General features: G+C 59.9%; 19 protein-coding genes and 1 tRNA gene. 16 read left to right on the top strand and 4 right to left on the bottom strand.

What is annotated here, in order from left to right:
* The first annotated feature begins 7 nt into the window (after nucleotides 1-7).
* Nucleotides 8-2,050 carry a hypothetical protein gene (locus EKO19_RS24275; protein WP_129779410.1) on the top strand — a complete coding sequence of 681 codons (2,043 nt, stop codon included), beginning with the start codon at nucleotides 8-10 and terminating at the stop codon, nucleotides 2,048-2,050.
* 91 nt (nucleotides 2,051-2,141) lie between these two features.
* Nucleotides 2,142-2,426 carry a hypothetical protein gene (locus EKO19_RS24280; protein ID WP_129779412.1) on the top strand — a complete coding sequence of 95 codons (285 nt, stop codon included), beginning with the start codon at nucleotides 2,142-2,144 and terminating at the stop codon, nucleotides 2,424-2,426.
* 377 nt (nucleotides 2,427-2,803) lie between these two features.
* On the opposite strand, the gene EKO19_RS24285 is transcribed toward EKO19_RS24280, so the two are convergent.
* Together EKO19_RS24285 and kynU are read right to left on the bottom strand one after the other, a co-directional pair.
* Nucleotides 2,804-4,408 carry an AMP-binding protein gene (locus tag EKO19_RS24285; RefSeq protein WP_129780254.1) on the bottom strand — a complete coding sequence of 535 codons (1,605 nt, stop codon included), beginning with the start codon at nucleotides 4,406-4,408 and terminating at the stop codon, nucleotides 2,804-2,806.
* A 20-nt stretch (nucleotides 4,409-4,428) separates the two neighbouring features.
* Nucleotides 4,429-5,703: a kynureninase gene (kynU, locus tag EKO19_RS24290; RefSeq protein ID WP_129779414.1), complete on the bottom strand. Its 1,275-nt coding sequence runs from the start codon at nucleotides 5,701-5,703 to the stop codon at nucleotides 4,429-4,431.
* A 132-nt stretch (nucleotides 5,704-5,835) separates the two neighbouring features.
* Between kynU and EKO19_RS24295 the strand changes: the two genes are divergently transcribed.
* The 4 genes from EKO19_RS24295 (at nucleotide 5,836) to mgrA (ending at nucleotide 9,141) form a co-directional block, all read left to right on the top strand.
* Nucleotides 5,836-6,291, top strand: a complete 456-nt coding sequence (locus EKO19_RS24295; RefSeq protein ID WP_217705548.1) for an Lrp/AsnC family transcriptional regulator — start codon at nucleotides 5,836-5,838, stop codon at nucleotides 6,289-6,291.
* A 41-nt stretch (nucleotides 6,292-6,332) separates the two neighbouring features.
* Entirely contained in the window at nucleotides 6,333-6,617 is a 285-nt protein-coding gene (locus tag EKO19_RS24300) for an Lrp/AsnC family transcriptional regulator (protein ID WP_129779416.1), read from the top strand.
* Between the two features lie 191 nt (nucleotides 6,618-6,808).
* A complete protein-coding gene (locus EKO19_RS24305; RefSeq protein WP_175597168.1) occupies nucleotides 6,809-8,056 on the top strand; it encodes a putative porin in 1,248 nt (415 codons plus the stop codon).
* A gap of 68 nt (nucleotides 8,057-8,124) precedes the next feature.
* A complete protein-coding gene (gene mgrA, locus EKO19_RS24310) occupies nucleotides 8,125-9,141 on the top strand; it encodes an L-glyceraldehyde 3-phosphate reductase (protein WP_129779420.1) in 1,017 nt (338 codons plus the stop codon).
* On the opposite strand, the gene EKO19_RS24315 is transcribed toward mgrA, so the two are convergent.
* Nucleotides 9,142-10,800: a response regulator gene (locus EKO19_RS24315; RefSeq protein ID WP_129779422.1), complete on the bottom strand. Its 1,659-nt coding sequence runs from the start codon at nucleotides 10,798-10,800 to the stop codon at nucleotides 9,142-9,144.
* A 147-nt stretch (nucleotides 10,801-10,947) separates the two neighbouring features.
* Between EKO19_RS24315 and EKO19_RS24320 the strand changes: the two genes are divergently transcribed.
* The 8 genes from EKO19_RS24320 (at nucleotide 10,948) to EKO19_RS24355 (ending at nucleotide 19,179) form a co-directional block, all read left to right on the top strand.
* Nucleotides 10,948-11,187 carry a hypothetical protein gene (locus EKO19_RS24320; protein ID WP_129779424.1) on the top strand — a complete coding sequence of 80 codons (240 nt, stop codon included), beginning with the start codon at nucleotides 10,948-10,950 and terminating at the stop codon, nucleotides 11,185-11,187.
* 33 nt (nucleotides 11,188-11,220) lie between these two features.
* A tRNA-Arg gene (locus EKO19_RS24325) sits at nucleotides 11,221-11,296 on the top strand.
* 166 nt (nucleotides 11,297-11,462) lie between these two features.
* Nucleotides 11,463-12,782 carry a tyrosine-type recombinase/integrase gene (locus EKO19_RS24330; RefSeq protein WP_129779426.1) on the top strand — a complete coding sequence of 440 codons (1,320 nt, stop codon included), beginning with the start codon at nucleotides 11,463-11,465 and terminating at the stop codon, nucleotides 12,780-12,782.
* 1,242 nt (nucleotides 12,783-14,024) lie between these two features.
* A complete protein-coding gene (locus EKO19_RS24335; RefSeq protein ID WP_129779428.1) occupies nucleotides 14,025-15,047 on the top strand; it encodes a tyrosine-type recombinase/integrase in 1,023 nt (340 codons plus the stop codon).
* A gap of 118 nt (nucleotides 15,048-15,165) precedes the next feature.
* Entirely contained in the window at nucleotides 15,166-15,576 is a 411-nt protein-coding gene (locus EKO19_RS24340) for a cold shock domain-containing protein (protein WP_129779430.1), read from the top strand.
* 140 nt (nucleotides 15,577-15,716) lie between these two features.
* The gene (locus EKO19_RS24345) at nucleotides 15,717-16,313 is read left to right on the top strand and encodes a type IV toxin-antitoxin system AbiEi family antitoxin domain-containing protein (RefSeq protein WP_129779432.1); all 597 of its coding nucleotides are present in this window, start codon (nucleotides 15,717-15,719) and stop codon (nucleotides 16,311-16,313) included.
* Nucleotides 16,310-17,206 (top strand): nucleotidyl transferase AbiEii/AbiGii toxin family protein, encoded by an 897-nt coding sequence (locus EKO19_RS24350; protein WP_129779434.1) that lies wholly within the window; start codon nucleotides 16,310-16,312, stop codon nucleotides 17,204-17,206. The genes EKO19_RS24345 and EKO19_RS24350 overlap by 4 nt, the downstream gene beginning before the upstream one ends.
* Nucleotides 17,207-17,466: 260 nt before the next feature.
* Entirely contained in the window at nucleotides 17,467-19,179 is a 1,713-nt protein-coding gene (locus EKO19_RS24355; protein WP_129779436.1) for a hypothetical protein, read from the top strand.
* A gap of 171 nt (nucleotides 19,180-19,350) precedes the next feature.
* Here the strand turns inward: EKO19_RS24355 and EKO19_RS24360 are convergent, their stop codons facing one another.
* Nucleotides 19,351-20,481 (bottom strand): toll/interleukin-1 receptor domain-containing protein, encoded by a 1,131-nt coding sequence (locus tag EKO19_RS24360; protein WP_129779438.1) that lies wholly within the window; start codon nucleotides 20,479-20,481, stop codon nucleotides 19,351-19,353.
* A 927-nt stretch (nucleotides 20,482-21,408) separates the two neighbouring features.
* On the opposite strand from EKO19_RS24360, the gene EKO19_RS24365 reads away from it, so the two are divergent.
* A complete protein-coding gene (locus tag EKO19_RS24365; RefSeq protein ID WP_129779440.1) occupies nucleotides 21,409-21,906 on the top strand; it encodes a TIR domain-containing protein in 498 nt (165 codons plus the stop codon).
* A 7-nt stretch (nucleotides 21,907-21,913) separates the two neighbouring features.
* Nucleotides 21,914-23,356, top strand: a complete 1,443-nt coding sequence (locus EKO19_RS24370) for an SIR2 family protein (protein WP_129779442.1) — start codon at nucleotides 21,914-21,916, stop codon at nucleotides 23,354-23,356.
* The last annotated feature ends 15 nt before the right edge of the window (nucleotides 23,357-23,371 follow it).

Consider the following 23,371-nt stretch of genomic DNA (forward strand, 5'->3'; position numbering starts at 1 on the left):
AGCATTTGTGCTTGAAAAAGTCATCATGGCGCTGGCCGCGTGGCTGGCGTTCGGCGTCGGCGTTCCGGCCGGAGCCGTCACTCACCTGGATACATCGGAGGTGGTGGCCGCGACGCCCGAAGCCGCCGCGCAGTTGCCGCCAACGTATGAATTCACGCTGGCTGCCGCGGGCAACTACGTCGTGACGTTGAAAGACATCAGTGTGGATTCCGGTCTGCCCCAGTCGCTGCAGTCGTTGCAGGTGCTGGTGACGCGCGATTTGCAGGTCGTCGCCCGACTCGCCGTCGAGTACCCGAGTCAGAACACCGTGGCGCCGCTGCCCAAGACGCAGACGTTTGCGGGTACGCCCGGCATCTATCGCGTGCACGTGCTAGGCGCGATTGCGACGAACGGCGCCGGCGGATTGTTCAGCGTCGATGTCGCTCCTTCGGCAGGTGGCGCGGCAGTGTTCAATGTCGCCGATGCGATCGCGACTCAGAGCGCGCCGCCATCGGAACAATCGGTGCTGCAGACCGAATTTACAGTGAGCGCGTCGGGCACCTATCGAGTGCTCGCGCTCGATCGGGGCTTTCCGGCTGCATTGACCGATAGAAGCGTGCTGGTGATCCGCAGTTCGACTCAAACGCCGGTCGTGAGCAGCACCGGCGCGTTCACCACTGGCGACGTTGGAACATTCAGCGCGCAGGCCGGCGAGACTTATGAGCTGATCGTCATCTCGACCGCGGGTGTCGGCAGCGCGGGCTTGTATGGCGCACTCGTGCAAAATGTTGCTACGAATGCTGTGATCTATCGCAGCGAGAACGGCGTCGGGCGCTTGCCACCGGCGCGTCCGTTGAGCATTCCAACTGCGGCTACGTACTCACTGGCGCTCACTGATCTGCATTTCCCGGCGGCGCTCACGGCGTTCTCTGCCGCGATCATCCAGAGCGACACGTTCGTCGGCAGTGTGACCGGTGCCACGCCCGGCGATGTCGCACTAAGCGCGGGTCCAGCGCAGTTGTTTGTATATTCAACTGCCGCGACGACGGGCACAGTGTCGGCACTGCTGTCGAGCGGTGGGCAGGTGGCGTACGGCGATGTTCACATCATCGACGCGTCAGCCGATGCGACGACGCCGGCGATCTATTCCTTCTCGCCCAGCGAGCCAGTGGCCGCAGCCAATTACACCTTGTCGCTGGACGACCTGCGTTTTCCGAACGAGCTGCCGAATCTGCAGGCGATGCTGGTCCAGCAAGGGCTGCCGCTGGATCGGCTGAACGGTTCCGGCAGCAGCGCCCCCATTGCCTTGGCGGCGGGCAAGGTGCGAGTGCTGGTGGCCGCGACGCCGCCGCCGGCGTCCGGGACGTTGGCCGGCAATGGCGCGTTCGCGCTGGCATTGAAAGCTGCTAACAACGCCATCGTGTTCGAAAGCACTCAGGGCGTCGGCGGTCTGTTCAACGCCAAGGTGGTCAATCTGCCCGCCGCCGGTCGCTACGACATCGAGCTGAAGGATTTCGAATTCCCGGCCCGGCTGCGCATCAGCTGGCTCGCGGTCACGCACGGCACGCAGCTGGTCGGTCAGGTGATCGGCAGCAGCCCCATTCAGAACCTGCAGCTGGAAGCCGGCGTGCATGTCCTGAACTTCATCGGCCAGCCCGCCGCGAACACCAGCTACGGTGCGTTCGGCGTGAAGGTGTCTGACTCGACACCGGCGCCGGTCGTGACGCTGTCGGCTTCGCCCACGTCGGTCACGGCGGGACAAGCGTCCACGCTGACCTGGTCTGCAACCAATGCCACCTCCTGCACGGCCACCAATGGCTGGAGCGGTACCAAGACGGCCTCGGGGACCCAGTCGACCGGTGCACTGTCGACCAGCTCGAATACGACGTTCGCGCTGGAGTGCGTCGGCCCGGGCGGTCGAGGGAGCGCATCCGTGACAGTCACGGTCACCGCGCCGACCTCGGGTAGCAGCGGCGGGGGCGGCGGTCATCTGGATCCGCTGCTGCTGGTGTCGCTGGCCAGCCTGTTGACGCTGGCGAGCGCGCGCCGTCAGCCTCGTGTAATGAAGTGAGCCTATTTTGTTGATAAGAGAGGACTGATTTGCCGGTGGCCGGGGCTTGCTCTATTCTCCCTGGCCACCGTTCAGCGAACCGGGGACCGCCATGAAAAAGAAGTCTGCGCCGGCCCAGGCCGAAAAGAAGGGCAAGAAAAAGAACGTCGGCGAGCTGCAGCGGCGGGCCCTGGATGCACGCAAGCGAGCCGAGTCCGCGAGAAAGGAAGCGCGCGACGCCAAGGATCGCGCCCGTGAAGCACGCAAGCTATTCAAGGAAGCGAAGAAGGTTGCGAAAAAAGCCCGCGCCGAGCTGGAAGGCCTGAGCAAGAAATTGAAGAAACTGCTCGGCCCCGACGCCACCCTCAAAGCGAAGCCGAAGCAGCGCTCCGCGTGAGCTGATCGCCACGCCGGCGGCTCGGCTCGACGGCTTTGACTTTGGCCTGAGGCTGGTGACGTTTGAGCCGTTGCCGCTCACGATGACCGGCCCGTGCCACCAGGTCCTGCCATTCAGGGTCCGTCATGGGCCGGACGTATTGCAGTGGCGAGCGGATCAGATCTTTCATGGGCGGCGCCTTGCATGGCGGTCAGCGGGGAAGGGACATTCAACCCTCCCAACGTGACGCGAGCGTGTCAGCGCCGTTTCAAGCTCGCACTCATATCAAACTCGGGATCGGGCTTCCTGCCACGACCCTCGTGACTTTTAGCAGCTCGCCGCCGCCTGTGGCGGCGGGGTACATCCATGTACCCGGGACGCACTGGCAGCTGACTTTGTTAGATGGCGGTGCGCAGCGCATGCCGCTGCAATTTTCCAGTCGCAGTTTTCGGCAGCGAGCTGCGGAATTCGACGGCGCGCGGATATTTGTACGGCGCGATGGTTTGTTTCACGAACTGCTGCAGTGTTTGCACGAGCTCCGCCGACGCGTCGTGTCCGTCATGGAGCACGACGAAGGCTTTCACGAGCTGGCCGCGCGCTTCATCCGGTACGCCGATCACCGCGCATTCCTTGACGGCAGGATGTTCCAACAACGCGCATTCCACTTCCGGTCCGGCGATGTTGTAACCGGCGGAGATGATCATGTCGTCGGCGCGCGCCTCGAAATGAAAATAACCGTCCTCGTCCTGTGAATACAGATCGCCCGTGACGTTCCATCCTTGATAGACATAGTCACGCTGGCGTGGGTCGTCGAGATAACGGCATCCCGTGGGTCCCTTCACGGCGAGTCGTCCAATTTTTCCCGGCGGCAAGGGCAGGCCATCGGGATCGAGGATGCAGGCTTGATAGCCGGGCAGGGGCTTGCCGGTCGTGCCGGGATGAATCTGTTCGCCCTTGGCGGAAATGAAAATATGGATCAGCTCGGTGGCGCCGATGCCGTCGATGAGTCGCATGCCGGTCGCGGCGAACCAGGCGTCCGAGGTGGCTCTCGGCAGGGCTTCGCCGGCGGAGATGCAGCGTTTCAGGCTGGCAATATCGAACTTGGGCAGCAGCGGGATCAGTGAGCGATACGCCGTCGGCGAGGTGAACACGGCGGTCGCTCCGAAGCGTTGCACGGCCGCCAGCAGGTTTTCACCGCTGGGCTGCTCGACGAGGACGCTGGCCGCACGGCGACCCAGTGGGAAGACGAGCAAGGCTCCCAATCCAAACGTGAAGCCGAGCGGTGGACTGCCGACATAAATGTCCTCCGGTGAGGTCTCGAGCAGATGTCCGGCGACGATCTCGCGCATCGCGAGCACGTCGCGATGAAAATGCATGGTCGCTTTCGGCGTGCCGGTCGTTCCGGAGGTGAACGCGAGCAAACAAACGTCATCACGGGCAGTGTCGACATTGTCGAACGTCGAGGCCTGCCCGTTCATCATTTTCTCCAGGTGCCCATCCCCGAACTGCACGATGTTGCGCAGACGCCCGCCGAGTTTCGCCGCCTGCTGCAGCTCCTGTGCGAAGCGTGAGTCGCACAGTGCGTGATCGATTTGCGCGCGCTCGGCGATGATCGATAGCTCGTGTGCGCGGAGCAAAGGCATGGTGGTTACTGCGATAGCGCCGGCCTTCATCACGGCCAGCCAGCAGGCGACCAGCGTAGGATTGTTCGGGCCGCGCAACAACACGCGATTGCCGGGCACGACGCCCATGTCGTTCACCAGAACATTGGCAATGCGGTTGCTGCGTTCGAGCAGTTGCGCGTAAGTCCACGTGCCACCGTCGGCGTAGAGCGCGACTCGATCGCCGTGACCTTCGCGGACGGCATCGTCGATGAGCACGACGCCGCAGTTGATGCGCTCGGGATATTGCAGCTCGGGCAAGTCGAATCGAAACTCCGGCCACAGATGCGGCGGCGGTAGCCGTTCCTTCGCGAATCCATCCACGTGCGAGGAGTAGGGCATGCGAAAGGACTCGGCAAACATCAGGTCACCGCGGCGCGAACGGCGTAACGAGGATCGGCCCAGCAACCGCTGTGAACCACATCGGCCACGGTATAGGCGGCGTCCCAGACATCCTGATAGCGCAGATATAAAGGGGTGAAGCCGAAGCGCAATAAATCCGGCGCGCGGAAATCGCCGATCACGCCGCGTTCGATCAGCGCCTGCATGATCGCGTAGCCTTCCGGGTGCGCGAAAGAAACATGGCTGCCGCGCTCGCTCACATTCGCGGGGCTCACCAGCCGCAGCGACGGGCAGATGTCGGCGATCAGATCGACGAACAATTCGCTCAGCCAGCGGGACTTCTGCACGATGTCCTGCATCCGGCTGCGCAAGATCAGATCGACGCCGACCTCGAGGCTGAGCACGCCGAGGATGGACGGCGTGCCGCACAGGAAACGTCGGATGCCCTCGGCGGGCTCGTAGTTGTCGATGAATTCGAACGGACGGTTGTGACCCATCCAGCCCTTGAGCGGTGAGGTGAGCTCGGCCTGCAATCGCTGCGAGACGAACAGGAACGCCGGCGCGCCCGGCCCGCCATTTAGATATTTATAGCCGCACCCCACGGCCATGTCGGCTTCGCAGCCGTTCAGATCGACCTCGATCGCGCCGACGCTATGACTCAAATCCCAGATCACCAGCGCGCCATGCTCGTGAGCCTTGGCCGTGATGGCTCGCATGTCGTGGATGGCGGCGGTCTTGTAGTGGACATGCGTGAGCATGACCACTGCGGTGTTCGAATCGATGGCGTCGAGGATGCGCTCGGCGGATTCCAGCCGCAGCTGCAACGGACAACTGCGCGTGCCGATGGCGCCTTCGGCCATGTACAGGTCGGTGGGAAAGTTGCCGGGCTCGGAGAGCACGACGCAGCGGTCCGGGCGGGCGGCCAGCGCCGCACCCAGCAGCTTGAACAAGTTCACGGAGGTGGAGTCGGCCACGACGACCTCACCGCTGCGCGCGCCGATCAGTCTGGCGATCTTGTCGCCGACCCGGAGTGGGGCGTCGATCCATCGATGCTCGTTCCAGCTGCGGATCAGGCCCTGGCCCCATTCCCTGGCGACCACCTCATCGATGCGGCCCCGGGTGGCCCGTGGCAGCGGCCCGAGCGAGTTGCCATCCAGATAAATGACGCCGCCCGGCAGTTCGAAGTCCTCGCGACGATGGCGTAACGGATCTTCCTGATCCCACCGGCGGATCGCCGGGTAGGTAATCGCATCGCGCCGCTCGAAGGTCGTGATCTTGTCGAATTTTCGGTGCATCTGGTCAGCCCCTTGACTTACGTCAAAGTGTCGCGCCAGCGCCCCGAGACATTGTTCCGAAAGCGCGCCCTTGCCAACGGCCGGGAAGAACGTTAGTAGTGGAGATACCCCAATCCGAAGGACAATGTCCCGATGCTGGACAAGACCGAGACCACTATCCTGAAATTGCTCGAAGACGACGGACGACTCTCGTACGCCGAGCTGGGCGAGAAGGTCGGCTTGTCGAAGAGTCCCTGCTGGTCCCGGGTGCGGGAACTGGAGCGCCAGGGCGTGATCCGGCGTTATCGGGCGGAGATCGATGCGGCGGCGGTCGGGCTGGATCTACATGCGTTCGTGCAGGTGACCATCAACTCGGCGCGACACACCGACTTCGAGGCGGCGGTGAATCGCCACCCGTCGGTGCTCGAGTGCTTCACGACGGCGGGGCAGGCGGACTATCTGCTCCACGTGCTGGTGCGTGGCATCGGTGAGCTGGACGATTTGCTGCGTTCACAGATTTCGCGTCTGCCCGGCGTGCAACGATTGGAAACGACGGTCTGCATGAAGACCATCAAGCATCGCGGCTCGGTCATGGCCTGCCTGCGGTGAGCTGCTACAGTCAACGTGACAGAGTTTTGAGGAGAACGAATATGGTCGGCGGCGTCAGCGCGGTGGTCCTCATCAAGGCCGAAACTTCCAGTGTCAACGAGCTCGCGCAACAGCTGGTGGAGCTCAAAGGGGTCGCCGAAGTGTTCTCGGTGGCGGGTCAATACGATCTGGTCGCCATCGTGCGCGTCAAGGAAAACGAGCAGCTGGCCGAGGTGGTGAGCGACAAGATGCGCAAGCTGCCCGGCGTGCAATTGACCGAGACCATGATCGCGTTCCGTGTTTTCACCAAGGCCGCGGTCGAAGGGATGTTCGATCTCGGCAGTTGAGCGTACCTGTCGTTTGCTGACAAAGGCGTCAGGTTAACGTCAGTACGGCTTGGGCATCATCCTCCACGGTCGCGCCGTAGAGCGCGCTCGATTTCAACCGTGGAGATTTAATGAGTTCGCACAACCCAAGCGCAGACGTTTCGTCGATGCAGCCCGGGGGGAGAACAAGGACCCTTCTCGCCGTTTCAATCTTGCTGGCCGCGCTGAGCCCCAGCGCGTTCGCTCAGACGGCGAACAGCGCCGATGCCGCCGCGCTTCGTGCTCAGATCGAAGCCCTGCGAGCGGAGCAGGCGCGCATCGCCGAGATGCAGCGTCAGACCGAAGCGAAGATTCGCGCGCTGGAATCCAGCGCGGGCGTTGCAAGCCCTGCACCGGCCGTTGCTCCGTCGGCTCCGCAGGTCGCGAGCGCCGATGCCGCTTCGAAGTTGAATGTCACTGGCGATCTGCGTCTGCGCTTCCAGGGCGATTATTCCGATGACGATGCCCGCGCCCGTCGCAGCGGTCAGGTTCGTGGCCGCATCGGCGCGACCTATGCCGTGAACGATCGCGTCACCATCGGCGCTCGCCTCGCGACCGGCGATCCGGACGACCCGAACAGCACCGACGTGCAGCTGTCGAACTGGGACGACGATTTTCAGGTCAGCCTGGATCTGGCGTACGCGCAGGTCAACTTCGGCGATCTGAATATCTACGGCGGTAAGATTCCGCAGCCGTTCGCTCGCACCGATCTGGTGTGGGACGGCGACGTGAATCCGCAAGGCTTGAGCGGCGTCTACAAGCACAAGCTCGGCAACGGCTCGGCGCTGCGCGCGAGCGGCTTGTTCTTCGTCATCGATGAAAACGCCGTCGCGGCCGACAGCACGATGGTCGGCGGACAGGTCGGTTACGACACCGCCCAGCTCGGCGACTTCAAGTTCGACGTGTCCGCGGCCTACTACGACTACACCTTGGGTAGCGTGGCGGGCGCCGATGCCGGCGACTTCCGTAACAACCTGCGCCGCCCCGATGGCCGCTATCTGTCCGACTTCAATCTCGGCGATCTGATCGTCGGTGCGACCTGGTCGGGTCTGGGCTCGCGTTGGCCGGTGCGTTTCGTCGGCGACTACGTGAAGAACTTCGGTGCCGAAACTTCGGAAGACACCGGCTTCGGCGCGGATCTGGGCATCGGTCGGGTCACTCAGCAGCACGACTGGCGCGTGACGTACGGCTACTCGGTCGCCGAAACGGATTCGGTGCTCGGCGCGTTCTCACACGACAACATCGGCATCGGCACCAACTACAAGTTGCACGCGCTGACTGTCGATTACGTGCCCATGCCGAAGACGCTGCTCACGGCTTACTGGTATCACTACAAGCCGGACAACGCCCTGGACGCGGGCAGCAATGCCATCGGCGACTGGCTGGACCGGGTTCGGGTCGCGTTCCTGGTCTCGTTCTGAGCTGACCCGAGCGGCTGAGACACGGCCCTTGGGTACTCCAACCAAGGGCCGTTTGCTACGATCCGGGCATGACAGCGCCCGCCACTCGCTACGTCGCCGCCGGCGACCGATATGAACGATTCGCCTATCGCCCGGTCGGCCGCAGCGGTCTGAAGCTGCCGCCCCTGTCACTGGGGCTGTGGCACAACTTCGGCGACAACACGCCGCTCGAACGTCAACGCGAAATCCTGCGCACGGCATTCGATCTCGGGATCACTCACTTCGATCTCGCCAACAACTACGGCACGCCGTATGGCAGTGCCGAGATCAATTTCGGCCGCCTCCTCAAGGAAGATTTTCAGGCGCATCGTGATGAGCTGATCATTTCCACCAAGGCGGGCTGGGACATGTGGCCGGGCCCGTACGGGCAGGGCGGTGGCTCGCGCAAATATGTGCTCGCCAGTCTCGATCAGAGCCTGCGGCGCATGGGGCTCGAGTACGTCGATATCTTCTATTCCCATCGTTTCGATCCCGAGACGCCGCTCGAGGAAACCGCGTCGGCGCTGGCGACAGCGGTTCAACAAGGGAAGGCGTTATACGTCGGCATTTCCGCCTATTCGCCACAGCAGACGCTGGAGTTGGAAGCGTTACTGCGCCGGTGGCAGATTCCTCTGCTGATTCATCAGCCGAAGTACAGCATGTTCAACCGGGAGATCGAGGCGGGATTGTTCGAGGCGGTCGAGAGTGTCGGCGCCGGCATGATCGCGTTCTCGCCGCTCGCGCAGGGGCTGCTGACGAATCGCTATCTGCAGGGCATTCCCGCCGATTCGCGCGTTGGCCGGGGCACCCGTTTTCTATTGCCGGAGCACGTCTCCGAGTCGGTCGTGAAGAAGGCAGCCGCGCTGAATGAGATCGCTTTGGCGCGTGGCCAATCACTCGCTCAGCTCGCGATTGCGTGGGTACTGCGCGATCCGCGGATGACTTCCACCATCATCGGCGCGAGCAGCGGGGCGCAGGTGCGTGAGAATCTCGGCGCGCTGGAGCAGTTGAGCTTCAGCAAAGAAGAGTTGGCCGCGATCGACCGCATCGCCCCCGGACCGGCGTGATTACCTCTGTTCCAGCACCTGGCGCACTTTGGTCGCGAGCTGCTGGATGGTGAAGGGCTTGGGAAGGAACGACACGTCGCGGTCGAGCATGCCGTTGTGGATGACGGCATTGCGGGTATAACCGGTGGTGTAGAGCACTTTCACGCCGGGCCGCAGCTCGCGTACCCGATCGGCGAGCTGCTTGCCGTTCATGTCGGGCATCACGACGTCGGTGAACAGCAGATCGAAGGAAACATCCGTTTCCAACATCGCCAGCGCGCGCTTCGCATCGCTCGCGTGGATGACGGTATAGCCGAGATCTCTCAGCAACTGCACCGACATCTGACGCACGCGGTCCTCGTCCTCGACCACGAGAATGACTTCCGCCGCCGTGCCTTCCAGCGGGCGATCCGCCGGCTGCGTGGAATGAACCGGCTCGTCCTCGCCGGTGTAGCGGGGCAGGTAGAGCTTCACCGTCGTGCCCTGGCCGAGCTCTGAATAGATCTTCACATGCCCGCCGGACTGTTTCGCGAAGCCATAGACCTGCGACAGGCCGAGGCCCGTGCCCTGACCGGGCTTCTTGGTCGTGAAGAAGGGATCGAAGGCTCGTGACATAACCTCGGCAGTCATGCCTGTGCCCGTATCGCTGACCGCGATGGCCACATACTGACCCGGTCGCACTTCGGCATGGGTCGCGGCGTAAGCATCGTCGAGATGCGCGTTCATCGTTTCCAGCGTGATCTTGCCGCCGTCGGGCATGGCGTCGCGACCGTTGACGCACAGATTCAGAATCGCACTCTCGAGTTGCGGCGGGTCGGCGAACATTCGCCACAGGCCGCCGGCAAGCACCGTCTCCATGCGCACGTTGCCGCCGAGCGTTCGCGTCAGCAACTCCGACATGCCGCTCACCAGTTTGTTGGTGTCGACGGGGCGGGGATCGAGCGGCTGCTGGCGGGAGAAGGCGAGCAGTCGTGCGGTGAGCTCGGCGGCGCGCGTGGCGCCTTCCATCGCATGATCGATGGACCGCGATGCCTTCACTGGATCGCGTGGGAAGTATTTTTTCGCCATGTCGAGCGAGCCGACGATGATGGCGAGCATGTTGTTGAAGTCGTGCGCGATGCCGCCCGTGAGCTGACCGACGACTTCCATCTTTTGCATCTGCCTGATCTGCGCTTCCGCGGCGGCTCGCGACGCGACCTCGTCGCGCAACTGCTGATTCGCGGCTTCCAGCTCGGCGGTGCGCTCGGCGACACGAGTCTCGAGCAGGTCGTTCATCAAGCGACGTTGCCGATCGTCCTGTGCATATTCGGCAAATCCGCGATGCATGGCCGCCGTTTGCAACAGAATCACGCCGGCCAGCGTGGCGTAGAAGCCCATGCCAATCCAGTTCGAGATGCCCGCGCCGGTCAGCGACCAGTCCTGCGGCAACAGGAAGTGGCCAGAAATGAGCGCACCGAGCACCGCGGCCAGCGCCCCGGCCCGCCAACCGAACACAAACGCGGTCAGCACGATGGCGACGAAGAACGTGATGAACGGAAAACCTTCCAGGATGCCACTGAGCAGCACCCGCACGTACATGGCCCCGATGCTGGTCAACAAGCCAAAGGCATAACCGAGCCAAGCGTGCTCGCGCAGGAATTGCGTGGCTTCGTACCACTTGCGGATGCGTCTGACGAGCATTGGATCGGCGGCGGCCCGGCGCTGACAAAGCGCGCAATCTAGCAAAGCGCGTGCTTTCCCGACACCCCGCACCGGAACCCGTCGCGTCTCTGGACGATTGCAGAAACGCCTTCGTGCCGCTGTCCAACCTTGTGTTTCGAGGCTTTCATGGATTTAGTGTCGCTGCTGCAATGGCCCGCGATGGTCATCACCCTGGCCGCCGCCTGGCTGGTCGCCTCCCAATCCAAGACCCGCCGCAGCTGGGGCTTCTGGACCTTCATCGTCAGCAACGTGCTCTGGATCATCTGGGGCTGGAGCGAGGACGCCTGGGCACTGATCGTCCTGCAGGTCGGCCTGTTCGTCCTGAACCTGCGTGGGGCGAAGAAGAATGACCCCGCGGCGGCATGATCCCGGCGCGAGCTGCTAGAATGCCGCCCGGCTGCCCCCGTAGCTCAGTGGATAGAGCGACCGCCTCCTAAGCGGTAGGTCGCAGGTTCAACTCCTGCCGGGGGCACCAGTCCTGCCTCCGAAGCCATCCGAGGCCGACTGAAAGAACTCGAAAAACCCTAGAATTCCGCCGAAATTCCCGCTGCTGAGATCTGCAGCCATCCGTTGACAGCATAGCACCGTCGGGGGTATCTGTGGGGGTACCTGCCCAGAAATCGCTCCTGGTACCCCCACGCATGGCAATCAACACTCTGACCGATTCAGCCATCAAGGCGGTCAAGGTTTCGGACAAGCCAGTGAAGCTGTTCGACGGTGCTGGCCTGTTCGTTTTGGTGAAGCCCACGGGCGCAAAGTACTGGCGTCTGAAGTATCGGCATGGTGGGCTCGAGAAGACGCTGGCGCTCGGCGTCTATCCGGAGGTCTCGCTGAAGCGTGCTCGCGAGAAGCGGGATGAGGCGAGGCAGCTGCTTGATCGGCAGATCGATCCGAGCTCACTTCGCAAGGCTCACAAGCAGGCGAACAAGGTTGCCAAGGAGAATACGTTCGCGGCGGTGGCCGAGGAGTGGTTCGCTCATTATCGCGAGCAAAGGGAGCAGGGGCAGAGGGCGCTGTCGCGAGCGACGATCGTCAAGACTCAGTGGCTGTTGAACCTGGCTGAGTATCGGGCGAAGGAGAACAAGGCTGATGCGCCACATCCGTTGCGAGCAATCAGCGATCGGGCAATTCAAACTATTTCGAAAGATGACATTGCGGCCGTTATCAATGGCCTGAAGAAGCGGAACAAGATCGAAACCGCTCACCGCATGATTGACCGTGTCGAGCGGGTGTTTCGGTATGCCGTTGGCACCGGGCGAATGCAGATCAATCCTGCCGCCGCATTCCGAGACAGCGCCGATCCGCGGGACAAGCTGCCGCCGCTGGCTGTGAAGAACCACGCGGCGATTACCGAGCCGCGTCGGGTTGGCGAGTTGCTCCGTGCGATTGCCAGCTACAGCGGGCAGCCCGTGACTGAGGCTGCGATGAAGCTAGCGCCATACTTGTTTGTTCGGCCGGGCGAGCTTCGCGCGGCTGAGTGGTCGGAATTCGATCTGACCGGCGACGACCCAACATGGCGCATTCCAGCGGCGCGAACAAAAACGCGCCGTGAGCATGTCGTGCCGCTCGCGTCGCAGGTTGTTTCGACCCTCAATGAGCTCCATCCACTGACCGGTCCCGACGGATTGGTGTTCCCATCGCTCACAAACTCCACGCGACCGCTGTCGGAGAACGCGATTACTGCCGCTCTGCGTCGCATGGGGTATTCCGGCGATGAGATGACCTGGCACGGTTTCCGTACGACCGCGACCACGCTGCTACGTGAGCTGGGCTGGGAGGATGAGTTGATTGAACGGCAGCTTGGGCACGATGTCGGGAACGATGTGAAGCGGGCCTATGACAAGTCGAAACGGCTGCCGGATCGCCGGAGGATGATGCAGGCGTGGGCTGATTATCTTGATGGGCTGCGTGTCGGTGGCAAGCCTCCACCGATCCGCGCTCGTGCCGCGCCAACGAGGTGATCGTCAGATGCTTACCGAGAAAGGAGTGGATGCCACTTCTACACATCGCGACACACCGTGCTTGAGCAATCGCCACTGAGCGGTATCGGTAGTTGTTCGATCCCTACTAGAGCGCGTCGATTCTGGCACCGCCCTGGGCCATAACGCGTCGATTCCCGCCGGCTGTACGAAGAAACGCGTCGATTCACACAACGAGAGTTCGAATTGGCGACCATTTCATTGGTCATCACGTCGAAATGGCGGCCATTTCTCCGGCCGACGAATGGGAAATGGCGTCCTTTTCTTCTGAACGTCACGACAAACTGCGCAGGCGGGACCAAAAGCGTGTGCCGGGCATTCATCGTTTCGTTCTTTCACCCGCGCGGCGTCGTCCGACCAATCAAGAACAGGGGCGGGCGCGCGGAGGCGATGGGGTGCGCATGACAAGCCGCGCCGACTTCATCAATTGGAGTGCCAAGTGCGTGTCTGGAATTGCCTCGTGCAAGACAGAGTGATTGCACTGTGGACAACCAACTGCTTGAAAGTGCCCGCCATCAAACGCTTATAAATCACAGCGCTCTTGCAGAAACATTCTGAGCGACTCAACGCAGAGTTGCATCCCTGTCGCAGCGATGCACGACCGCGCACGAAATTTTCTTGGAGAAAGCATTGAAAATTGCGCTGGCAAGCGCAGAATGATTGCCGTATCGAAGGATCGTGAATCGATCCGACAGGGCGAAGGCCCTGAGCAGCGCAAGCCGACGCTACCCAAACCGGCCTGGAATGTCTGGTCCGACTAACCGGTCTAGACCACACGAAATAGCCAGCTAGTCAAGCTGGCACATCTTAAGCCCGCCCCTTAGATCGCGTGAGCGACCACAGCTCGTTTTGATCCAGTCGCATTCGGCACTGGCTCTAACGTCATGCAAGCCTACGCACGACGTCGAACCACTCGGCCCACTACGGAATTTGCTCGCGCACCCAGCGGATCAGAGGATCCGGCGCCCCTGTAGCAGCTACCAGGCGTAGCTCCTCAGGACGTTGGTGCACAAGGTCGAAGCCGCGTCGGCAACGCGGTGTGCTCTCACGACCTGCAATTTCCTGAATCGCGCTCCCGATGGACGGCCCGACGGCCGAAGCCGCGGAAGCGAATGCGCTTGCCTGAGCGCGAGCACCCAACCCTCAAGTAACTGCCTGGTGTGTAACACCGAACGGAGAGCGCCGATCCCCCAATCCATTTCATTTTCTAACGCGGAGAAAGTCATGAGTTCCTTCGACAGGCTGAAGACCCGTGGATCACGAGTGATGAGGCTGGGCTATAAAGTTTGGCGCCAGGTGCGCCAAGAGTTTCCAGCGGCCTTACTGAAGTCCGCGAATGGCGTGCGACTAGTCGGTGCTAAAACCCGGCGCGATCGCGCCATCACGCTGCGTAAATTCGTCTTTTGGGTCGTCGCGGAGTTTGAGATTCATTCCGTGACGCATCTCAAGCGCAAGCACATCCAGGCATATTGCAAGGATCTGGAGGAGCGAAAGCTGCGTCCTGCGACGATCGCTACGGAGCTTTCTCACCTGGCGGTGTTGTTCAGGCAGCTCGGCAAGTCGCAACTGCTGGATGACCGCGACAGTCTCTTTTCGGACCCGAGCATCTTGAGGCGCAATCTAGTCGCCACAAGAGATAAGTCCATTGAAGGTGCTGGTCTCGATTTCGAGGTGATTTTCGCAGCGGCCGATGCTCTCAACCCGCGTGTGGCAGTCCAACTGGCGCTCTGTTGGTATTTCGGTCTACGGGCCCAAGAGGCCTGGTGTTTCAGGCCGCATCTAGCAGTGCAGGATGGATTCGTGTGCGTGAACTGGGGAACAAAGGGCGGCCGCCGACGCTCGCTCTCCGGGCCACTGACGGACGAACAGTGGCATCTGATCGAGCTTGCAAAGACCTTCGCTGCCACAGCGCCGGAGTCGACGGTGCCGAGAGGGTGTTCGCTCAAGAAGTGGAAGGCCATCTTCTATCGGGTGACCCGAAGAATTGGCCTGACGCGGGCCAAGTTAGGCGTCACGCCGCATTCCCTTCGACACTCGTACGCCCAGCGCCAGTATCAGCGAGTGACGTGGCATCTGACGCCTGTGCAGGGTGGCACACTGGCTGAGGATGATGGTCCCGCTGATAGTGCGGCTCGAGAGATTGTTTCCAGCGAGTTGGGGCACTCGCGAGCGTCGATTGCGTCGGCATATATCGGCGGTACCCGTGTGACCGGAGAGGGAAAAGCCGAGCAGGGCGGGGCAGGTTGATCAGGAGGAACATTCGCGAAGAAGGTCTCGGCAATGGAGCCGGGGCCGCTCAGACCCTCTTGCAGATTTGGTCATCCATGCTATCGCTCGACTGAGTGCACTGACAGTCGAGGCGACTATGCGTGGCAAAGTAAAATGGTTTTCTCGGGAGAAAGGTTACGGCTTCATCACAGATGAGCAGGCGCGCGATCACTACTTCTCTGTGCAGGACGTTCGAGGCGCGGACCTGCCGGCGTCCGGAGATCAGGTTCAGTTTCAATCGCAAGATACGAGTCAGGGTCTACGAGCGTCGGCAATTCAGTTGGTCGCCCGAAGCGAGGATGGCCGTCGTAGCGATGACCGCGTGAAATGCGGCAACTGTGGAAGGAAGATGGTGCCGCGGATCATTAGCTACCAAGGACAAGTTGAGCGATCGGTGTGTCCGTTCTGTGCGGAGACTTATTGCGACTTCTTGCCGCCCTCAACTTCTATATGGGGATGGGTTGTGGTGGTGGTCTTTATCTTGGTTGCCTTCATTGGATGGTTCTAGTCCTGAGAATGCGTAGATACAGCTCCATGTGAATCAGTTACTTACCGGAGCCTTGCCACCCGAGTCTATGGGCTCTTGCCCGGAGTCATGGCCGATGAAATCGTAGACAGGATAGGGAATCCTGTGTACGCTTTCATCGGATGAATCGCAGAGCAATTATTCCGGGTCGAAAGGCCTTACCTTCGGCCTTCACCTACACGCAGGCCAGGGCTGCCGGTATCTCGGCCGAGCGGCTGTACGCCTATCGTTCCCAGGGCCTTATCGATCAGGTCGCCCGCGGGCTGTATCGCTGGGCCGATGCACCCGAGATCGATCAGGATCTATTGGAGATTGCTCATCGCGCGCCGCAAGGCACGCTCTGCTTGGTCACTGCGCTGGCTCGCCACGGGCTGACGGATATCATTCCGCCACGCATCGACATTGCGCTGCCCCGAGGTAGCCGCGTTCCAGCGCTGCGCGAGACGATCCAAGTTCACGTCTTCGCTCGAGAAATGTTCGAACTCGGTCGAGATGAGATCAGCATCGGCGATAAACTTTCCATCGGCATTTACTCTCCGGAGCGTACGATCGTCGATGTCATTCGGCTGCGACATCGTGAAGGGTCGGTTGTCGCGTGGGAGGCGCTTCGCCGCTGGATTTCGCGCAAAGGTTCCAAGCCCGCTGCGCTTCTGACGATCGCAAAACACTTTCGCGGCGCGGAAAAGGCTGTCCGGGCGGCACTGGAAGTCGTTTTATGAGTCCAGTGGATCGCACGTCAGTTGCCGGTGCGCGATATCTTGATCTCCAGCGCAAAGCGCGGCTAACCGGGCGACCGACCGACGAATTGATACAGCTATACGCGCTTGAGTGCTTTCTCGATCGCCTGACGCGGTCCGACTATGAGCAGAAACTAGTGCTCAAGGGTGGGGTGTTGCTCGCGGCTCTCGACGCCCGCCGTCCAACAAGAGACATCGATTTGGCTGCTACTGCGCTCCGAAACACGGAGGCCGAGATACTGGGGGTCGTTCGCAAGATTGCTGACATCTCACTGGAAGATGGCATTGCGTTCGATCCTGCGCAGGCCACTGCCGAGGTGATTAGAGAGGAGGATGATTACAGTGGCATACGTGTGACGCTCGGCGGAACATTGTCGCGCGCCACGGTTCGTCTCCATGTTGATGTGAACGTTGGCGATCCGATCTGGCCAGAGCCGCAGCACGTCAGCCTGCCGCGGCTGCTCGATGGGGCTCTACGGGTGCGCGGATATCCCCTGGAGATGGTGCTGGCCGAGAAGGTTGCGACCGCGATTGTCAGAGGCACGGCGAACACTCGATGGCGCGACTTCGTAGATCTATATACATTGGCCAGGCGACATCCGGTGAATGGCGCAACCTTCCGCGCCTCTCTTGATCGAGTGGCGCAGTACCGGAAGGTTGCTCTTGCGCCATTGGCTTCCGTGCTGATTGGGTACTCGGAAATCGGTCAGGCGCGGTGGAGTGCGTGGCTGAGGAAGCAGAGGCTCGAGACGACGGTACCAACCGAGTTTTCCGCCGTACTGGATTACGTTGTTTCGTTTGCCGACCCGATCATCGCTAGTCAGCCGGGCGGGCGCGGAACCTGGAATCCCGAGCGGCGCTGGTGGCATGACTAGCTCGAACCTATAACCAACTCATCAAGAGCCGGGATTGAGTGGAACGATGTGCGTTGTTGGAGAGACCGACGATCGGGGCATCAGGCTAGGTATGCCAAACCGGATTGCACAGGGGCGGCCAGAGATGCGTCTAGGGGCTTGGCGGGCCGGTAGTCATGAGCTGCAATCGTTTGCCGCGAATAAAGACAAACAGTAGGCAAGCGGCTTGTCCGATAGTCTCAGCGGTCGCGGATATGTGCCGCGATTGAATTGGAGGGCGCGTGCTTCAGATTGCCACTGGAAAATTGTTTACCAGGCCTGCAAGCAGAGAGAATCGTTTGCGCGGCATGCTCTATACGAATGCAATTCTCAGTCAAGACGGGGCTGTAGATACCGTCGCGGGACGATTGTTGCCGTCATCCAGCTATTCGATACGTCCCAATGTCTTGGTCTATGAATTTACTGAGCGTATAGAAGCTGAAGAGCAGGGGCCGGGCGTGCTCGTGTCTTCCGGTGTCGAACCTTACCTCCAAGACTATTCGCTGGTGGTCTCGTTTGCGCTGAATTGCATATGTGCACCCGACGTTGATTTGGTCAGGAGGCTAACGAGCGGCCAGCGTGGATTGGCGACAATGGTCGCTCCGCAAGTGCTCGTTCGCAGGTTCTTCGACAGAGAGCTTTGGTGTAATGCGGGTGAGCTAAGGTTTCTGGCAGACTTCATCGCCAAGGTCGTTGGATTGCCGAGACGAACTTTTCTCGGCGTCATGCGTGCGCTTCGGACCTATGTCAATGGAATGCATCGTATCGCTGATGATTTGGAACTGGCGTACACGTTACTGGTTGCGTCCGTAGAGTCGCTTGCTCAAGACTTTGATGGTCATGAAAGTGACTGGGATTCGTTTGATGAGCGCAAGCGAAAAGCGATTGATAAGGCATTGTGTGGTGCAGACGAGGTGATTGCACAACGCGTTAGACGAGCCTTGCTCACGGTCGAGCACGTCGCGTTGGCGCGTCGCTTCCGAGAGTTCGCGGTGGCGCATACCTCGCCGGCCTACTTTCGCCAAGTGTCTGTTGATGGCCCGCAGCTTGCAAAATCGGAGCTTGCTGGGGCGCTTGGAGCTGCCTACCAGTCGCGATCCAAATACGTGCACCAACTCCGGCGGCTCCCGGATCTCGTGACATTGGGGCAGGGCTACGGTGAGACGGTGCTTGAAGGTCGGAGCACGCATCTGACGCTGCAGGGGCTTTCACGACTGATGCGCAACGTGATAATCGAATTCGTCATGCGTCAGCCCTCGTTGGAGCATGAACCGTACAATTACCGATCAGAGCAAAGCGGCGTTGTTCGATTGCGTCTAGCTCCACAGTACTGGGTCGGTAGCACAGAAGGTGATATTACTCAGCAGGGACGTGACAAGCTGGAGGGGTTCTTAGAACAACTAGCGTCTTGCCTCCTCAAGGAGCTGAACGCGGTTCTCACAGATATGCGCCCGGTGCTGACAGCGGTCGCCGAGTTTCTACCAAGCCTTCCGAAGCACCTCAGGTTGCCATATCTGGCGTTGCATGAGCTTTTTAACATGCATGTGGCGAAGCAGGACTCGATCGAGACTCCTCCGGCAATCAGCACGCTAATTCAGCACGAACTTGGCGAGCCGTCCCCTGAAAGTCTCATTGTTCATGCGCTGTCCGATCAAACCGCACCATGGTCGTTGGAAGTTCATCAAGCGGCTCTAGATAGTTACTGGCGTCGGCGCGCAGCTGCAAGCGGTCTGAGATTTCCGCGTGCCTTCGAGGCTGCTATGGCTTTGGAACTGGCCGAGCGATATCGCTGTGCGGGTGATATGAAAGGATGTGAGATTATCGTGGCGTTGGCGGTCGAAAACTATCCTGGGCTTTCTGGTCTCTTGGAGTTCGAGATGAATTTGCAGCCGACTGTCCCGATTAGTTGGCGCGATGTCATATTGCCTAGGGCGGAGCGGCCGGCTCAACAGTAAGGGGCCTGGCTTTCGCCCGATGCCGCTCTCAACGGAGCGACCAACGTGCAGTTTGGAGAGGCAGAGAAGAAAGCTTGTCAGGGAGCGACGGCTCCCTACCTCAAGGAGAGCGTCCATCGGTGCCGTTAACTCTTCGGAATGATTCGGTCGCGATTTCTTCGGGCGTCAGAATCACTCGGGGAGTGAGCTGACGGTGGGGTGTCCGTTCTGAGTATCCAGATCGCTACGTCGATGTTTCCGTTGGGGAGTGACGTTCACTGTTGAGCCTGGTGGGTCGTTGTCGCTGGGCTGCCCGTGCCGCTGCGATACTACTCGGCCCTTATACTGGGAACGAGCAGACGCCACTACTTTCGCAAGGAGTGTCTCCCACGGGATTGTTTCCTCACTACACTTGCTGGAACCGATCGCTGCTATCGCGTGCTCCAACTCCTCCCTTTGGCGAGGACTTACGCTGAAGTTCGGAATCGAGTACAGAATGTAGAGATAGTCAGCGTCCAGCCAGTGATCAAGATCAAAGAATAGGGCTGCACTTCCGTGCTGACCCAGGGTGCCATTGCACCATTTCTTCAGTCTGCGCTCTATATCCGTAACTACTCCGCTGGTGAGCGGGCCGTCGGGTACGATATAGGCGTCTGGGGGTATTCCAAAGCGTCTTCTCGCGTCTCCCTCCCAAGCCTGCATACGGCGCTCGAATGCCTCGTCGTGCGAGTCGTCATCGTCGTCCTCGTTGCAGTTGTCGGGTCTGGCTTCAAACTCCTCCTTAATCTTCAGATCGTACGCGCTGTAGTACGCTGCAATTTGGTGGAAATTCATTAGCGATCGAAACGTAAGCGATCTCACATGGTGGCGTCCCTCTGAGAACTGTCCGATCGCCGCGCTCGTGTCCCGATTAAGCCGTGCATGTAGGGCCTGCTTGATCTTCTCAATTACGTCAGTAATCCCAAGACCAGAAGGTATCGCGATCTTGTCAGCGATCAGCGGTGAATAACGCGCTACTGCATCTCGATCCATGTTGTGCCAGATTGTAACCAGTGGCTTTCCACTCGCCACTTCCTGACCAGTAAGCGCGGAAAGTTCCATCTGAGGCCATTCCTTTTCAAAAAAGGACGGGCTCAAAACCACGATTCCCGCTGCTGAGCGAGCCAATCCATGATCGATAGAGCGCCGGAGGCTGTCTCCCGGTACGAGGGAAAACTCGTCGTACCAAACCTTATAGCCTTGCGCATTCAATCCATTGGCGAGTGTGGTTACAAAGGGAATCCGGTCCTCGCTCGCGTAGCTAATGAACAGATCCCATTTCATCCAGTCTTTACTCCCATCGCACGCTTCAGTGGGCACTTAGAGTCTAAACATAACTTGCATATTGCCGCATCGCGGTGCGCGCAAGTACGCTGGACTAGCAGGTTCGAAGCTGTGCGCGATTCTATCAACAGATAAAGTAATGTTTCGACAGATCACTGGATATTGACGGCAACAGTATGGCCTGCGAAACCTAGTGTTCTTGCGCTCGTGTGAAGGCGCGCTTAATCTTGCCGAGCCTCACGGCGGTGGCGGTTGGCGGCGAATCGAGCTGCTCTCGACTCCGACGGTGGAATGACCGCCGATTTCCTTTACAGATCTTGCTGCGCGAGTCGGGCGCCACTAGACGCGGAGGCAATGAGGCAGCAGTATGGAGGCGCAATTGCGCGTGTCCAGAATAACTCAGCTATTGTCGATTCAGCAGATGCCAACGAGCGGAAGTCTCGTACCACCCGCATCAAACATCGATGTGATTGGATGCATGAAGCACGCTCGAGCGTGTCTTGCCTTACGCGCCAGCGTCCTTGGTTTCGATAGCTAACTTCCGTAGGGCTGCGGCGAGAGCTTCGACCGTTCAACAGCTCATAGCATAGCCCGTGCAGAGCACCAGCTGCAGTGAGATGTAACGACGCGAGGGAGGAAGGTGGGCGCTCATCGCTGCCGGTTGTTCGAGTCATAGCGACATCGAAGAGGTCGTTCAAACGCGCGTTCGGGATGGACGGCGTGGTGGTGTATCATCAACGGCTCGCTAACGTCACCAGGGCGGTCGGCAGCTAGAATGACAGGTAGAATATTATGACAAAGCACAGTCACGCTGCGAATCGTAGGTCGAATACTGTGAGATCCTAAATCGCTTGAAATTCCTGGGCGCCGAGACCGCATAAGAATCAAATTGTCACTAATGGTTTGAGCTTTTGGGGAGATACGGAAATGGCTCGACGGGTGTTCTTCAGCTTCCACTACGATGATATATGGCGAGTTAATCAAGTCCGCTTCTCCCAGCTCATCAAGAAAGAGAGTGAGACGAACAGCTTCATTGACGCAGCCGAGTTCGAGAAAATCAAGCGCAGAGGCGCAAACTCGGTTGAACGGTGGATCGACGAGCAGCTTGAAGGCACATCTACCACCATAGTGCTGATCGGATTCGGGACCGCAGATCGCCCGTACGTGCAATACGAGATCCGCAAGAGCTACGAACGCGGCAATGCCCTGCTTGGGATATGGCTGGACAACATCAAAGACCAGGGCGGCCAAATCAGTTTCTTGAGAGGCGCAAACCCTTTCGAGAAAGTCAAAGTTCCCGGCGGCTTCTTTGGCGAAATCTCCATTGCTGACAAGCTCAGTGTCCCCGTCTACGACTGGGTGAATGCTGACGGTCGCAACAACATCGCCACCTGGATCGCGGGCGCACCCCGGAAGCAGAGCTGATATCCCCATGGCAATAGTCAGTCTCGAGTCGTTTATAGAAGATTTTTCGTCCGAATTGCGCGACCGCAATGCTGCGATATTCGCCGGCGCTGGTCTTTCCGTCGATGCCGGCTTTGTGAACTGGAAGGGCCTGCTGCGTCCCCTTGCGGTCGAGCTCGGCCTCGACGTAGACCGAGAACACGACCTAGTACGCATCGCGCAGTATCACGTGAATCACCACGACAGCAACCGCCATGACCTCACGCAAGCGGTCTTGAACAAGTTCGCCGAGAAGGAAGCGCGGGTCACAGAGAACCATCGCATCCTCGCGCGGCTGCCAATACAGACATTCTGGACCACGAACTACGATTCCTGCATCGAACAGGCGCTGCGCGCTGCCGGAAAGAACCCGGACGTGAAGCACGATCCAAAACAGCTGCCACACACGCTCCATGGGCGTGGCGCCATCGTTTACAAGATGCATGGCGACCACTCGCATCCCAGCGAGACGATCCTCTGCAAAGAGGACTACGAGAGGTATCCAGTTAGTCACGGAGACTTTCTTACGGCGCTTGCCGGAGACCTTTTGTCGAAGACCTTTTTGTTTGTCGGTTTCAGCTTCTCCGACCCGAATCTTGATTATGTCCTCGGTCGCCTCTATACGCGCCATGGGAGAAATCAGCGCAAACATTATTGCTTCGTGAAGAAGGAGAGTGCTGAGGCGGCAGATGCTCCCGGCGACCTCGAGTATCGCGTTGCCAAGCAGGAACTCTTCATTCGCGACCTTGGTCGCTACAACATTCGGGCGGTAGTGATCGATGCGTACGAGGACATCACGCGAGTGCTGTCGCTGGTTGAGAATCGATACAAGAGCAAGACGGTGTTTGTTTCTGGCGCCGCGCACGAATACGGAGCGCTGAGTGAAAGGGATGCGCTCGGCTTTGTGCATTCACTCGGGAAAACCCTGATCGACCGTGACTTCAGGATCGTGACTGGCCTCGGGCTCGGTGTTGGCAGCACCATCGTTGACGGAGCGCTCCAACAAATCTATCAGGTGCAACGACGATCGCTTACGGATCAGTTGCTCATTCGACCTTTCCCTCAGTCAGTTACCGGAAAGATGCTATGGACCAGCTACCGCCACGACATGCTCGCCTACGCCGGCTTGGCAGTATTCATGTTCGGAAACAAACTTGAAGGTGGCGCGACGCCATCTGTAGTCGACTCGAACGGAATGATCGAGGAATTCGAGATTGCGTGCGCCAAGGGAACGCGGGTGTTGCCGCTAGGTTTTACAGGCTATGTGGCTCGGCAGCTCTACGAAAAGGTTTTTGCCTCATTTGGGGCGTATTATCCAACTGCAACCACTGCTTTCAAACAGCAGTTCCGCCATCTTGGCGACACGACAAGAACGCTGACCGAGCAGCTGACAACGACAGTCGACGCTCTCGTCGAGCTACAGAAAATGTAAGTCAACCAAGGAAGA

It is taken from the genome of Peristeroidobacter soli (assembly GCF_004138485.1).
GTDB lineage: Bacteria > Pseudomonadota > Gammaproteobacteria > Steroidobacterales > Steroidobacteraceae > Steroidobacter > Steroidobacter soli.

What these genes read in the sequence shown, in the direction of transcription:
- EKO19_RS24280 (WP_129779412.1), top strand. Translation starts at nt 2,142, where the DNA reads ATGAAAAAGAAGTCTGCGCCGGCCCAGGCCGAAAAGAAGGGCAAGAAA.
- EKO19_RS24285 (WP_129780254.1), bottom strand. Translation starts at nt 4,408, where the DNA reads ATGCCCTACTCCTCGCACGTGGATGGATTCGCGAAGGAACGGCTACCG.
- kynU (WP_129779414.1), bottom strand. Translation starts at nt 5,703, where the DNA reads ATGCACCGAAAATTCGACAAGATCACGACCTTCGAGCGGCGCGATGCG.
- EKO19_RS24295 (WP_217705548.1), top strand. Translation starts at nt 5,836, where the DNA reads ATGCTGGACAAGACCGAGACCACTATCCTGAAATTGCTCGAAGACGAC.
- EKO19_RS24300 (WP_129779416.1), top strand. Translation starts at nt 6,333, where the DNA reads ATGGTCGGCGGCGTCAGCGCGGTGGTCCTCATCAAGGCCGAAACTTCC.
- mgrA (WP_129779420.1), top strand. Translation starts at nt 8,125, where the DNA reads ATGACAGCGCCCGCCACTCGCTACGTCGCCGCCGGCGACCGATATGAA.
- EKO19_RS24315 (WP_129779422.1), bottom strand. Translation starts at nt 10,800, where the DNA reads ATGCTCGTCAGACGCATCCGCAAGTGGTACGAAGCCACGCAATTCCTG.
- EKO19_RS24320 (WP_129779424.1), top strand. Translation starts at nt 10,948, where the DNA reads ATGGATTTAGTGTCGCTGCTGCAATGGCCCGCGATGGTCATCACCCTG.
- EKO19_RS24330 (WP_129779426.1), top strand. Translation starts at nt 11,463, where the DNA reads ATGGCAATCAACACTCTGACCGATTCAGCCATCAAGGCGGTCAAGGTT.
- EKO19_RS24335 (WP_129779428.1), top strand. Translation starts at nt 14,025, where the DNA reads ATGAGTTCCTTCGACAGGCTGAAGACCCGTGGATCACGAGTGATGAGG.
- EKO19_RS24340 (WP_129779430.1), top strand. Translation starts at nt 15,166, where the DNA reads ATGCGTGGCAAAGTAAAATGGTTTTCTCGGGAGAAAGGTTACGGCTTC.
- EKO19_RS24345 (WP_129779432.1), top strand. Translation starts at nt 15,717, where the DNA reads ATGAATCGCAGAGCAATTATTCCGGGTCGAAAGGCCTTACCTTCGGCC.
- EKO19_RS24350 (WP_129779434.1), top strand. Translation starts at nt 16,310, where the DNA reads ATGAGTCCAGTGGATCGCACGTCAGTTGCCGGTGCGCGATATCTTGAT.
- EKO19_RS24360 (WP_129779438.1), bottom strand. Translation starts at nt 20,481, where the DNA reads ATGAAATGGGATCTGTTCATTAGCTACGCGAGCGAGGACCGGATTCCC.
- EKO19_RS24365 (WP_129779440.1), top strand. Translation starts at nt 21,409, where the DNA reads ATGGCTCGACGGGTGTTCTTCAGCTTCCACTACGATGATATATGGCGA.
- EKO19_RS24370 (WP_129779442.1), top strand. Translation starts at nt 21,914, where the DNA reads ATGGCAATAGTCAGTCTCGAGTCGTTTATAGAAGATTTTTCGTCCGAA.